The 12813-nt window shown below is 69.2% G+C and carries 13 protein-coding genes; 5 read left to right on the forward strand and 8 right to left on the reverse strand.

What is annotated here, in order from left to right:
• Positions 1 to 10: 10 nt before the first annotated feature.
• From ACORQU_RS12350 to ACORQU_RS12365, 4 genes are read right to left on the reverse strand one after another with little or no spacing between them, the layout of a single operon-like run.
• Positions 11 to 784 carry an N-formylglutamate amidohydrolase gene (locus ACORQU_RS12350; protein ID WP_491641458.1) on the reverse strand — a complete coding sequence of 258 codons (774 nt, stop codon included), beginning with the start codon at positions 782 to 784 and terminating at the stop codon, positions 11 to 13.
• Entirely contained in the window at positions 777 to 1328 is a 552-nt protein-coding gene (locus ACORQU_RS12355) for an NUDIX hydrolase (protein WP_271644754.1), read from the reverse strand. The genes ACORQU_RS12350 and ACORQU_RS12355 overlap by 8 nt, the downstream gene beginning before the upstream one ends.
• A complete protein-coding gene (locus ACORQU_RS12360) occupies positions 1328 to 2302 on the reverse strand; it encodes a 5'-3' exonuclease (RefSeq protein ID WP_491645105.1) in 975 nt (324 codons plus the stop codon). The genes ACORQU_RS12355 and ACORQU_RS12360 overlap by 1 nt, the downstream gene beginning before the upstream one ends.
• A 1-nt stretch (position 2303) precedes the next feature.
• Complete coding sequence (locus ACORQU_RS12365) at positions 2304 to 2885, reverse strand: nitroreductase family protein (protein WP_491641460.1); 582 nt, start codon at positions 2883 to 2885, stop codon at positions 2304 to 2306.
• 133 nt (positions 2886 to 3018) lie between these two features.
• Between ACORQU_RS12365 and ACORQU_RS12370 the strand changes: the two genes are divergently transcribed.
• The 3 genes from ACORQU_RS12370 to ACORQU_RS12380 all read left to right on the forward strand — a co-directional run bounded on the left by ACORQU_RS12370 (position 3019) and on the right by ACORQU_RS12380 (position 8948).
• A complete protein-coding gene (locus ACORQU_RS12370) occupies positions 3019 to 5244 on the forward strand; it encodes a DUF1631 family protein (RefSeq protein WP_491641462.1) in 2226 nt (741 codons plus the stop codon).
• 148 nt (positions 5245 to 5392) lie between these two features.
• A complete protein-coding gene (pacR, locus tag ACORQU_RS12375; protein ID WP_491641463.1) occupies positions 5393 to 7771 on the forward strand; it encodes a PacR family protein in 2379 nt (792 codons plus the stop codon).
• Positions 7772 to 7856: 85 nt separating this feature from the next.
• The gene (locus tag ACORQU_RS12380; protein ID WP_491641464.1) at positions 7857 to 8948 is read left to right on the forward strand and encodes an NAD(P) transhydrogenase subunit alpha; all 1092 of its coding nucleotides are present in this window, start codon (positions 7857 to 7859) and stop codon (positions 8946 to 8948) included.
• 23 nt (positions 8949 to 8971) lie between these two features.
• Here the strand turns inward: ACORQU_RS12380 and ACORQU_RS12385 are convergent, their stop codons facing one another.
• Genes ACORQU_RS12385 through ACORQU_RS12395 form a run of 3 tightly spaced genes read right to left on the reverse strand, consistent with a single transcriptional unit; the run spans position 8972 to position 10367 of the window.
• Complete coding sequence (locus ACORQU_RS12385) at positions 8972 to 9445, reverse strand: DUF3106 domain-containing protein (RefSeq protein ID WP_491641465.1); 474 nt, start codon at positions 9443 to 9445, stop codon at positions 8972 to 8974.
• Positions 9446 to 9450: 5 nt separating this feature from the next.
• A complete protein-coding gene (locus ACORQU_RS12390; protein WP_271644761.1) occupies positions 9451 to 9789 on the reverse strand; it encodes a hypothetical protein in 339 nt (112 codons plus the stop codon).
• Positions 9790 to 9794: 5 nt separating this feature from the next.
• Positions 9795 to 10367, reverse strand: a complete 573-nt coding sequence (locus ACORQU_RS12395; protein ID WP_491641466.1) for an RNA polymerase sigma factor — start codon at positions 10365 to 10367, stop codon at positions 9795 to 9797.
• Between the two features lie 135 nt (positions 10368 to 10502).
• On the opposite strand from ACORQU_RS12395, the gene ACORQU_RS12400 reads away from it, so the two are divergent.
• Both ACORQU_RS12400 and ACORQU_RS12405 read left to right on the forward strand, forming a co-directional pair.
• Positions 10503 to 10805, forward strand: a complete 303-nt coding sequence (locus tag ACORQU_RS12400) for an NAD(P) transhydrogenase subunit alpha part 2 (RefSeq protein WP_271644762.1) — start codon at positions 10503 to 10505, stop codon at positions 10803 to 10805.
• Positions 10802 to 12256, forward strand: a complete 1455-nt coding sequence (locus ACORQU_RS12405) for an NAD(P)(+) transhydrogenase (Re/Si-specific) subunit beta (RefSeq protein ID WP_491641467.1) — start codon at positions 10802 to 10804, stop codon at positions 12254 to 12256. Before ACORQU_RS12400 ends, ACORQU_RS12405 begins: the two co-directional genes overlap by 4 nt.
• A gap of 26 nt (positions 12257 to 12282) precedes the next feature.
• Here the strand turns inward: ACORQU_RS12405 and ACORQU_RS12410 are convergent, their stop codons facing one another.
• Positions 12283 to 12699, reverse strand: coding sequence for a hypothetical protein (locus ACORQU_RS12410; protein WP_491641469.1), 417 nt, complete (start codon positions 12697 to 12699; stop codon positions 12283 to 12285).
• Positions 12700 to 12813 lie beyond the last annotated feature (114 nt).

The raw sequence follows: 12813 nt of genomic DNA on the forward strand, positions 1-12813 counted from the left end.
CCTGCGCGGCCTAGGTGGGCGTGAAGTCCGCCGCCAGATCACTGAACAGGCGCGCTAGGCGCGCCGCCCATGCCGCCTGCCCCTCCTCGTGTGCGATCAGGTCTTGGCGGATCTCCAGTTCCAGGTGCACCAGTCCACGTCGCTCTCCGTGCACGGGGATGGCGTAATCGGTGGCGTCGCTGACCGCGTAGGGTTCGTTGTTGCCCACGACCAGTCCCTCGGCTTCCAGCAGTGGCTTGAGCGCCATGGCAAAGCGTGCATCGCGTTGGTAGAGCACGCCGGCCTGCCAGGGCCGCACGATTCCGGCATACACCGGGGTGAAGCTGTGCATGGCGATCAGGATGGTCGGCTGGCCGCGTGCGGCGCGCGCATCGAGTTGAGCCCCGATGCAGGCGTGGTAGGGCGCGAAGATCTCGGCCACGCGCTGCGCGCGCTGGGCCTCGCTGGCCGCCACGTTGGCGGCGATGTCGGTGCCGTCGCTGACCGCGGCGATCGAGCCGGGCGCTCCTGGTGGACGGTTGCAGTCGATGACCAAGCGCGAATAGGTCTGCAGCACCGCCGTGGCATCGAGCAGGGCCGCCAGCTTGCGCGTGGTGCCGGCGATGCCGATGTCCCAGCCGATGTGCCGGTCCAGTTCGGCCTGGGAAAGTCCCAGGCCGTGCAGCGCCGCCGGCACGGCCTGCCCGGCATGGTCGGCGATCAGCAGGAAGGGCGAGGGTGCGCCCTCGCCGATCAGGGTGAACGCAGGGGGATCCTCGGGGCCGAGCAGGCTGGACTCAGCCACGCGGCGTACCGTCCAGGTGGTGCTCGATCATCCACAGGCCGGCCCAGAGCTTGGCGTCCAGCTGGTAGCCCTCGCCCAGCTTGGACACCAGCCAGGCGGCGGCCTGGGTGCGCGGAATCTCGTGGACGGTGATGTTCTCGTCGCCATCGCCGCCGCCCTCACCGACTTTGGTCAGGCCACTGGCGCGGACGAAGGCGATCTGTTCGCTGGTGCTGCCCGAGGAGACCGGGCCGATCAGCAGCACTTCGGCGTGCTCGGCGGTCCAGCCGGTTTCTTCCTCCAGCTCCCGGATGGCCGAGACCTCGATGGATTCGTCGGCGTGGATATCGCCCACCAGTCCGGCGGGCATCTCGATGGTGTTGGCCTGCAGCGGCACGCGGAACTGTTCGACGAAGACGATCTTGTCCTGCGGAGTGACGGCGATGATGATCGCGGCCAGGCCGCCGGCGTGGGCGCGTTCGGCGTATTCCCAGGTGCCGCGGCGGATCATGCGCAGGTACTTGCCGTCGTACATGACTTCGGCCGGTTCGGTCTTGGAATTCATCAGGCGGGCTCGTAGGAAGGGAAATGGGGAGCGTCGTCGTCCTGCGGCGGCGCCCAGGGGTGTTCCAGGCCGGCCACGGTGCGCAGCCGGCGGCGCAGGGTCGGGCCGAAGCGCAGCGACTGACAGAGCGCGTCCAGCATGTCGCCATCGGCGTCCAGTCTCGCGAAACCGGGCACCGCGCCGTCCAGCGGCGCATCCAGGGCGATGGTGGTCAACTGCCGCCATAGCAGCGCGTGCTCGCGCTGCTCGCGCAGGCGCACCGCCACCTGGGCCGCGCCGCGCATGCGCAGGTAGGCGACTTCGTCGCAGCGTGCCAGCAGCGCATCCAGGCTGCCGAAGTGCGCCAGCAGGATCGCGGCGGTCTTGGCGCCGATGCCGGTCACCCCGGGGATGTTGTCGATGGCATCGCCGCACAGGGCCAGATAGTCGGCGATCTGGTGGGCCTCCACGCCGTGGCGGGCCTTGACCCCGCCCATGCCCCAGCGCACGCCGCGAGCGAAGTCCCATTGCTCGTCGTGCTCACCGAGCAACTGGGATAGGTCCTTGTCGGCCGAGACGATCACCCCGCGGAACGCCAGCGGGCGGGCCGCATGCAGCGCGCTGCCGATCAGGTCGTCGGCCTCGTAGTGGTGGTGGGCCAACACCGGCAGGCCCAGCGCGGCGCACAGCGCCTTGCAGTGGGCGAACTGGCGCCGCAGTTCCGGCGGTGCCGGTTCGCGGTTGCCCTTGTAGGCAGGGTAGAGCGCATGGCGGAAGCAACTGTCCAGCGCCTCGTCGAAGGCAATGGCGATATGGCCGGGCCGTTCGCGTTCGAGCAGTTCGGCCAGAAAACGCGCAAAGCCATGCACTGCATTGGTCGGCCAGCCTTCGGTGTCCTGGAACTGGTCGGGCATCGAGTGCCAGGCGCGGAACACGTACAGGCTGGCATCGACCAGGTACAGCGGGGTCGGCCGCTGCGCCTGGACGGGGGGCATCTCAGTCACGGCCGGGCCAGTCGGTCAGCAGGTCCGCAGGATCAGGACGCTCGCGCTCGGGGGCTTCCATGGCTGCAGTCCCCAGGTGCATGAAGCCGGCGATCCGCTCGTCCGGGCCAAGGCCCAGAGCCGCGTGCACCTCGGCATCGTATGCCGGCCAGCCGGTCAGCCACTGCGCGCCGAAACCGGCCGCCTGCGCGGCCTGGAGCAGGGCGAAGCACACGCTGCCGGCGGTCAGCCATTGCTCCTCCAGGGGCACTTTGTGACCCGGGCGCAGGCATGCGACGACAGTGACGACCAGCGGCGCATGGGAAAAGCGGTGCCGGTCCTTCTCCACGGCCGAGGCAGGGGCCTGCGGGTCAAGGGCCAGGGTGCGCGCGGCGAGCAGCTCGCCCATCGCCTGACGGGCCTGGCCCTGGATGCGCACGAAGCGGAAAGGCACCAGCTTGCCGTGGTCCGGGACGCGCGAGGCACTGCGCAGAACGCGCAGCAGCGTGGCCTGGTCCGGGCCGGGGTCGCGGAGCTGCTTGGACGGGACTGAACGGCGCTGGTCGAGGGCTTGCAGCAGTTCGGGGGTCGGCATAGGCTGGAGTTTAGCTGCTTGGCACGCTTTTTGAGTGATAAGCAGATCGGGTGGGATGTGAACGCTAGTCACACATATCCCTCCGTATCTTCCACTCGATTCAGGCACTCAAGGGGGGGCTTGGTGTCTCGGCATGGCCAGTACATACGCCCAGGACGCAAAAAACGACCGTAATGCCGCGCTGCTCGAGCATGTGCGGCTGTTGGCGATCGTGCCGGCGGGCGAAATCTTCCAGGCCGTCTATGACACCTTGCCCACGGGCCTGGACGAATCGGCCGGACGCGACGGCGCGGCCTCGATCGATCTGATCGAAGCCAAGCACGAGGTCCGCCGGCGCCGCGAGCGCAGCCTGTCCCGGTTCCGGGCCCATCTGGTCAACGCCTGGCAGCTGCTGGAGCTCGGCCGTCCGCTGTCGGTGGAATACAAGCTCGCCGAGATCGACCTGGACGAGGACGGCGCTGCCAAGCTGGGCCTGCTCAGCTACCAGGACATGGAGGTGCGCCTGGCGATCCGGCGCATGGCCGATGCCATCGCCCACCGCTGGCGCCCAGAGCTGATGCGAGTCAACCGCTACGTCGGTCTGCTGGCCGGCGGGCTGAAGCTGGGGGACGACACGCTGCCGTTCGGTCCCCATCACATCGGGGCGGGCCTGTTCGATGCCCTGGAGGAGCTGGTCCTGGCACCGCCGGCGCGCCTGGCGATCATCCGCATCTGCGAAGTCGAACTGCAGGAACGGCTGGGCACGCTCTACGCGGGCCTGGAGCGCCGCCTGGTGCAGGTCGTGCGGGCCTCGGAAGAAGCGCTGCTCAAGCCCCGGACCCGTCGGCGCATCCACAATGCGCGCTACCTCTCGGGCCAGGACGCCGCCGACCAGGACGAGGCGCCGGACTGGATCGCGCGCTTCTTCGCCCAGTGGCAGCCCCCCGCCGCCTCGCCGGCCGCGGCCGCGGGCGCCGAGCACGCGCGAACGACCAAGGAAATCCTGCCCTCGGAACTGCATGCCCTGCTGCAGCGTTCGCGCGGCGAGTCGCCTGCCGGACGCGCCGACCCGCGTCGTGCCTTGTCCCAGCGCGAGCTGCTCTCGGTGCTGTCGCTGATGCAGTCCATGCCCTCGTCGTCCACCGCGCCCTCGACGGCGCGGCTGCCGCAGCAGCTGAAACACGACATCCTGGCGACCGGGGCCAAGCTCGGCATCGATCCTGCGCGCGTGCGGCTGGACCCGGTCGATGAAGACACCCTGGACCTGGTGGCGATGCTGTTCGAGGTCATGCTCGACGAATGCCATCTGCAGGGCGCGCTGCGCGCGTCGATGCTGCGCCTGCTGGTGCCCTACGCCAAGGTCGCCCTGATCGGGCCGGAATTGTTCCTGCGCGAGAACGATCCACCGCGGCGCCTGCTCAATCTGCTGGCCGATGCGGCCGAATGCCTGGCCGGTGACGAGGCGGCGGAAAAGCAGCTGCGCGCCGAGTTCGATCGCACGCTCGACCGGATCGTCAGCGATTTCGCCGAGCACACCGAGGTGTTCGCCGCGCTGCTGCAGTCCTTTGCCACCGCCTTCGGCAACTATCGTCGTCGGGTGGAAATCGCCGAGCGCCGCGCCACCGAGATGCATCGCGCCCAGGAACGTCGCGACGAGGCACGTCGGTTCGCCGATGGCGCGGTGAGCGCCCGCACCCAGGGGCGTCATCTGCCGGCCGCCATCGAGGACTTCCTGTCGCGCTACTGGGCGCCCTATGTCGGCATGACGGTCTTGCGCGGGGAGAGTGGCGCGGCGGACCTGTCCGACGCCCTGGCGCTGGGCGACGCGTTGCTGGAGGAACTGGACCTGGCCCGGGTGCATGGCCAGGCCCGCCCATGGCTGGAGCAGTTGCAGCCCTCCTTGTCCAAGTTGCTCGACAACCTGGGATTGAGCGCGGCCGACGCAGCGGCGGCGCGCCAGGCCCTGCGCGACGCGCTGGCCGGCCAGGCGCAGCATGACGAGAGCGTGCTGGCCGAACTGCCACCGCTGCCTCGTCCGTTGCCGACCGCCCAACCCGAGGCGCCGGTGCCGGTGGCCTGGGAAGAACCGACGCCGCCGACCGAGGTCGACGAGGTGACGGCGGACTATTTCCGGCACATGCCGCTGGGAACCTGGCTGGACTTCGTGTCCCGCGACGGCAGCGTGCGTCCCGGCAAGCTCAGCTGGGTCAGCCCGATCTCGGCGCGGCTGATGTTCGTGGACCGGCGTGGCGGCCGGATGTGCGTGGCATCGGCCGATGAACTGTCGGCCATGGCCCATCTGGACCGGGTGCGCATGCATCGTCACGAGGATGCGTTCTACAGCGCCATGCAGGGCGCGATCGACCAGCTGGAGCACTGAGTCGATGGGGAGAGACCTTTTTGCTTTAAGCTGAAGGTGGATTGCCAATTGCATCACGGTTCAGCGCGATGGCGATTCACTACGATGAAATCGCGGTACAGGGGCCGCATTTCCTCACGCTGCGCTATCGACGGACGCCTTCGCCCGTATGTCCCCATTTGCCGACATCCATCACGGTTCTGGTCGCAATCCGCGCCTGCTCGAACAGGCGCGTGCGCTGGTGCTGCCTGCACTGGTCACCGCGTTCGGCGAATCGCTGGGCTCGTTCGACGATGCCCTGTTCGACCGCGCCGAGCGGGCCGGTCCCGTGCAGATGGCCTACCTGGATGGCATGCGTGAGCTGCGCCGCCAGCGTGAGCCTTCGGTCGCGCGCTTCCGTCAGCATCTGGAGAAGGCCTGGCGCTCGCTGGAAGAGGGCCAGCCCCTGTCGGTGGACACGGCCCTGACCGATCCCGGTGCCGGCGGACTGAGCCTGGTGTCGGAAACCGAACTGGAGTCGCGGCTGGCCGCGCGCAATCTCGCCAGCGTCGTCGGCCGCGACTGCAAGCAGGTCCTGGCCCGCCTCGACCGACGCCTGGCGCTCATCGCTGGAGTCACCGATCTGGATGCCGATCACAACCCGATCGGTCCCGAGCATGTGGGCGTGGCCTTGCACGAGGCGTTCTCTGGCTGCGACTTCGCCCTGGAAGTCCGGCTGACGGTGATCAAGCTCGGTGAGCGCGAGCTGGTGCCGCAGCTGGCCCGCGTCTATGAGGCGCTGGACCAGATGTTGCAGCAGGCCGGCGTGATCGCCGAGCTGCCGTCCAATCGGCGGGTGGTCCCGCGGCGGCCGACGCCGCAGCCCGATCCCACCCAGATCCCGGGCCTGGAAACCGTCGAGGCACGGTCCGTGGGGGACACCGAAGCCGCCTTCAATGACGAGGCCGCGATGCCGGCCTGGATGGCGCGTTTTGCAGAGCGCCTGTCGAGCAGTGGCGGCGCCATGCCCGGCATGATGGGTCATGCCGGCGCTGGTGATGCGGACGCCGCCGGCGGGCCGCACGCGCAGGGTGTGCTGCTTGAGGCACTGCATCATTTGCTGCAGGAGTCCCGTAGCCATCGGGGCGCCAGCGGCAGTCGCAGCGCCGGCAACGGGGCCCTGGACGAGGCATTCGATGCGCCGGTCGGCGACGCCCGCTCGCTGTCCAAGCGCGAGATGCTGTCGGTCCTGTCCATGCTGCAGACCACGCCCAGCGCGACCCTGCAGGGCGCGGCGGTGGGCACCAGCAGCGAATCGCTGGCCCAGCGTCTGAAGAGCGAGGTCATTCACAACGCGTCCCAGCTGGGTGTGGAACCCGGTACCACGCGTCTGTCGCAGGCCGACGAGGACGCCATCGACCTGGTCGGCATGCTGTTCGACGTGATGCTAGACGAGCGCGACCTAGAGGTCCATTCGCGCGAGCTGATGGGCAAGCTGGTGGTGCCCTTCGTCAAGGTCGCGCTGCTGGACCGGCGCATGTTCGTGCAGAAGACCCATCCGGCGCGGCGCCTGCTCAACGTGCTGGCCGAAGCCTGCGAGGGCAACACCGGGGAGAGCGCCGCCGAGCGGGTACTGATGGCCAAGGTCGAGGAAGTGGTCGAGCGGCTGGTGGCCGAGTTCAACGAAAACCTGGCGATCTTCCTGACCCTGGAAGAGGAATTCCGCGACTTCCTGGGCCAGCACAAGCGTCGGATCGAGATCGCCGAGCGCCGTGCCACCGAGCTGCAGCGCGGTCAGGAGCGTCTGGAAGCGGCCCGCGCCCGCGCCGCGACCGAACTGGCCAAGCGCCTGGAAGGGCGGCGTGTGCCGCAGACCATTGAAGACTTCCTGCGCCAGCCGTGGGCCCACCACCTGACAATGGCCCTGCTGCGCGAGGGCGAGGACAGCCAGATGGCCGCCAGTGCACTGGCCCTGGCCGACGGGGTGCTGCAGGAGCTGTCCGAGGCGCAGGCGCAGATCGTCGGCAAACCGTGGTTGCAGGAGTGGCGCCATGGGCTGATCAAGGTATTCAGCAGTGTCGGCATGGGCGGCGAGGCCGCCGGTTCGGCGATCGATGCGCTGCACGACACGCTGCAGGCGGTGTCGGTCTCGCGCCCGGACTTGGAGCGCGCGCTGCCCGACCTGCCGCCCGTCGCCGAGCCGGCTGCGCAGGCCGCCGCGGCCCAATCGCCCAACCTGGAGCTCATCGGGGGCACCGACGCGCTGGATTTCGATAGCGCCGATGCCGAGCATTTCCGTGGCCTGCCGATCGGCACCTGGCTGGATTTCGTGGACAAAGACAACAAGGTCCAGGCGGGCAAGCTGTCCTGGGTCAGCCCGATTTCCTCGCGCCTGTTGTTCGTCAACCGCCGCGGCGTGCGTTTTTGCGTGGCGTCTCCGGAAGAACTGGCGGTCATGGTCCGCCTGGGGCGCCTGCGGCGTCATCGCCATGAAGACGCCTTCGACAGCGCCATGCAGGGCGTGATCGATCGCCTGAACGGCGTGAGCCGGGCGCCCGCCGACGCCTGAGGCGGGGTTCCGCTCAACCCAGCAGCGTCTGCTGCCGTTCGCCTTTGCTAGCATCGCCGCTCCTAGAGCGACGGGCGGTGCGGCGATGACGGTCGAAGTACGGGTGGTGCGGGAAACCGTAACGGGCGAGCGCCGCGTGGCGGCCGTGCCGGAGACCGTCAAGAAGCTGGTGGCCGCGGGCGCCGCGGTCCATGTCGAAGCCGGTGCGGGCTTGCCTGCGGGCTTTACCGATCAGGCCTACCTGGACGCCGGCGCGGACATCGTGCCGGCGTCCGCGCCCGTCGCAGGCGTGGTGCTGTGCGTGCAATGCCCGGGCACCGACGTGCTGGCGGGTTACCCGGCCGGCACCGTGCTGGTGGGCACGCTGCAGCCACAGGCCGACGCCGCCCGTACCCAGGCGCTGCAGGCCAGCGGTGCGGTGATCTTCCCGCTGGAGCGCCTGCCGCGCACGACACGCGCGCAGGCCATGGACGTGCTCAGCTCGCAGGCCGGCATGGCCGGCTACAAGGCGGTGTTGATCGCCGCCGAACTGACCCCGCGCTTTTTCCCGATGCTGACCACCGCGGCCGGCACGATCCGCCCGTCCAAGGTGCTGATCGTGGGTGCCGGCGTGGCCGGCCTGCAGGCCGTGGCCACCGCCAAGCGCCTGGGCGCGCAGGTGGAGGGTTTCGACGTGCGTCCGGAAACGCGTGAGCAGATCGAGTCGCTGGGCGGCAAGTTCCTGGACCTGGGCGTGAGCGCGGCGGGCGAGGGCGGTTATGCGCGCCAGCTGACCGACGCCGAGCGCGCCGAGCAGCAGCGTCGCCTGGCCGAACACCTCAAGGGCGTGGACACCATCGTGTGCACTGCCGCCGTACCGGGCCGCCCGGCGCCGAAGATCATCACCGCCGCGATGGTGGCGGGCATGAAGCCCGGCAGCGTCATCGTCGATCTGGCCGCCGAGACCGGAGGCAACTGCGAGCTGACCGTGCCCGGCCAGACGATCACCTCGGACAACGGGGTGACCGTGGCAGGACCGCTGAATCTGGCGAGCATGGGCGCGGTCCACGCCAGCGAGATGTACGCGCGCAACGTCTACAACTTCGTGTCGCTGTTCCTCAAGGACGGTGCACTGGCCTTCGACTGGGAAGACGAACTGCTGGCCAAGACCCGCTGGCAGGCCGACGCGGCCATCTGATCCTGCCTGCGGCGTGGCCTGGCTCAGTCCGGGTCGTCGTCGCGCTCGGGCGGGTGCGCACGGACCCAGTCGCGCCGCTGTTGCGGCGTCATCTTCTTCCAGTCCTCGCGCAAGGCCTTGCGCTGCTCGGGCGGCAGCCCGCGCATGTGATCGAACAACGCGCGGGCCTCCTCGCGCTGCTGCGGGGTCATCCGCTCGTAGCGCTGCACCCCACGGCGCGCCTTCTCGCGTTGCTCGGGGCCCATATCGTGCCAGCGCTGGGCGTGGGACATCATCCGGCCACGTCGGTCGGGATCGCTGTCCCAGCGCTCGCGCAGTTGCTCCACCAGAACCTCGCGCTGGGCCTGCGTCAGGTGCTGCCAGTCGGGCCATTCGGTCCGGTCAGCAGGCCCCGGCGGAGGCGGAGGTGGCGGCGGTGGACGGTGGTCCTGCGCACCGGCCAGGCCGGCCGAGGTGGCCAGGGCGAGCAGGAGAACGGAGCGGAGCAGGGCGCGCATGGGGCTCATTCCAGTGCCAGCGAGGCATCCGAGCCCAGCCAGACATACAGGTCGGGATTCTGGTCGAGCACGTCCGTGGTGCTGACGAAGTCTTCGGAGGCCTGCACGGTCGCCACCGCCGGGGTGGTCACGGGCGTGGCCTGTCTCACCGGCATCAGGTGGGTCACGGCGACCACCGCCAGCACGGCAGTGCACGCGCTCGCGCCCAGCCAGGCCGCAGCGCGCGCGCGCCGGGGACGGGCCTGGGCCTGGCGTGCGGCGCGCAGCCGGGCCAGGGTCTGCGGCGGGATGGCCCCCAGCGACGCGGCATGCAGTTGCCGCATGTCCTGGTCGAATTGCTGCATGGGCTTCACCGTAGGTCCTCCAGTTGTTTCTGCAAGGCGTCGCGGGCACGCGACAGGTGGGTCTTGACCGAGCCTTCCGAGCACCCCATCACCCGGGCGGTATCGGCGACGTCCAGTTCCTCCAGGACCCGCAGGGTAAACGCCTCGCGCTGCCGGGCGGGCAGCGTGCGCAGGGCCTGGACCAGGCGGGTATAGCCCTCGCGCTGCTCGTGCTGGAGGGAGGGCCCCGGCCCCTGGTCGGCCCATTCGGCCAGCGCATCCTCGCTGCGCTCGCTGGAGGGCAGCAGCCAGCGCAGGCGGAAGCTGCCGCGCCGTTGCAGGTCGATGATGCGCCGGCGCAGGATGCTCCAGAACAGCGGCGTCCACTCGGTCGCCGGGCGGTCCGCATAGCCCAGCATCTTCATCATCGCATCCTGCACGGCATCCAGTGCGTCCTCGCGACTGCGCAGGCCAGCCTCCGCAAAGCGGTAGGCGCGCGTGGAGATGCCAGCCAGGAAGGCTTCCAGCGACGCAGGCACACGCTCGGCGGCCGGTGCCGTGGAATCGGGGGGATCGGAGAGGAGCGGACTCACCAGCACAGCTTAGCCATGGCAGGGGGAATGCCTGTGCAAACGCGCCAGCGCATCTCGGGTTGACGAGGGCCTCAAGCCGGTCAGCCCACGGTTATGATGCCGCCGCGGCCTTCAGTCGGCTATCCAAGGGGAACTCGGTCCATGAGCGACGGTTTCGTAGCGCTGTACATCTTCATGCTGGCGGCCATCGCCGGCCACGTCATCATCTCGCGCGTGCCGGTGATCCTGCACACGCCGCTGATGTCCGGATCCAACTTCATCCACGGCATCGTGCTGATCGGTGCGATGGTGGTGCTGGGCCATGCCGACACCACGCTGGAGAAGGTGCTGGGCTTCTTGGCGGTGCTGCTCGGCGCGGGCAACGCGGCCGGTGGCTACGTGGTGACCGAGCGGATGCTGGACATGTTCAAGTCCAGCAAGAAGAAGCCGGAGGCGCCCAAGTGAACCTCACTACCGTGCAACTGCTGGACTGGGTGGTGAGCGCCAGCTACCTGGTGGCCGCCACGCTGTTCCTGCTGGGCCTGCAGCGCATGGCCTCGCCGATGACCGCGCGCAGCGGCATCCGCTGGGCCGGCACCGGCATGCTGGTGGCGACCATCGCCACGTTCTTCCTGCCCGAGCTGCACAACATCCCGCTGATCCTGGCGGCGATCGTCATTGGCGTCGGTGCGGCCTGGGTGTCGGCCAAGAAGGTCGCCATCACCGACATGCCGCAGATGGTGGCGCTGTACAACGGCATGGGCGGCGGCTCGGCCGCCGCCATCGGTGCGGTGGAGCTGCTGCGCTACGCCTTCATCCTCAACCGCGATACCAGCAACTGGAGCGAGGCCGCGATCGCCGAACTGGCCGCCCGCGCGCCGGGGACGACGACCCTGGCCCTGGCCGTGATCGGCTCGGCCATCGGCGCGGTGTCGCTGTCCGGCTCGGTGATCGCCTGGGCCAAGCTGGACGGGCGCCTGGACAAGCGCGTGACCTTCCCCGGCCAGCAATTGTTCAACCTGGGCGTGGCGGTGGCGGTGGTCGTGCTCGGCATCTGGGCGGCGGTGTCGCTCAACCCGATCGCGATCGTGGCGTTCTTCATCGTCGCCCTGGCGCTGGGCGTACTGATGACGCTGCCGATCGGCGGTGCGGACATGCCGGTGGTGATCTCGCTGTACAACGCGTTCACCGGCCTGGCGGTGTCGTTCGAAGGCTACGTGCTGGGCAACGAAGCGCTGATCATCGCCGGCATGATGGTGGGCGCGGCCGGCATCCTGTTGACCCGGCTGATGGCCAAGGCCATGAACCGCCCGGTCACCGGCGTGCTGTTCTCCAATTTCGGCGGTGGTGGTGCGGCGCAGGAGATCACCGGCAGCCAGAAGCCGATCGAGGCCGGCGATGTCGCCGCGATGATGGCCTTCGCCGAGCGCGTGGTGATCGTGCCCGGCTACGGCATGGCCGTGGCCCAGGCCCAGCACAAGATCTGGGAGCTGGCCCAGCGCCTGATCGAGCGCGGGGTGAAGGTGAAGTTCGCGATCCATCCGGTCGCCGGCCGCATGCCCGGCCACATGAACGTGCTGCTGGCCGAGGCCGGCGTGCCCTATGACCTGATCGCCGACATGGACGACATCAACCCCGAATTCGCCAACACCGACGTGTCGCTGGTGATCGGTGCCAACGACGTGGTCAATCCGGTGGCCAAGACCGACCCGGCCAGTCCGATCTACGGCATGCCGATCCTGGACGTGGTGGATTCGAAGAACACCATCGTGATCAAGCGCGGCAAGGGCACTGGCTTTGCCGGGATCGAGAATGCGCTGTTCTATGCCGACAACACGCGCATGCTCTATGGCGATGGCGCGGAGGTGGCCAGCGCGCTGGTGAGCGAACTCAAGGCCCTGGACGGCGGCCACTGAGCCGCTTGCGCGGCCGGCGGCCCGTTTCAGCGCGAGGCGATGGCCGCGACGATCACCCCGGCGGCCAGCAGCAGCCAGTCCAGCGGGCGGTTGGCGAGCTGGATCAGGGTCCAGGCCAAGTGTCCGCCGAGCTTGAGGGCTGATTCATCCGGGCGCACGCCCATCGAGATGGCCATCTGCAGCACCACGATGCCCCAACTGACCCAGACCGCGCCCAGCGCGGTCAGCGCGGCGGCCCACAGCGTGCGCGCGCCGCCGGCGGGCATGCCCCCCAGGCGCAGGGCCAAGGCCGCGGTCAGGCCGAGGACCAGGGCCATCCAACTGCACTGTCCGCCCAGGTAGACCGACAGGCCCATCCAAGTCATGGTCTGGAGCAGCCCCAGCAGCAGGAACAGGAACAGTGCGGTCAGGGGCGGGAAACGCGGGGCGGAGGTCGATGGCATCGGCAATGGCGCAGGGACAATCGAACAAGGATACCGTCCCGGCCCTTCTCGCCGGCGGCAGGTCGATGGACCACTGCAACGCTGTGGGGTGCCAGCGGCCCGGCGCTGGCACCC

It is taken from the genome of Pseudoxanthomonas sp. JC1303, assembly GCF_058448525.1.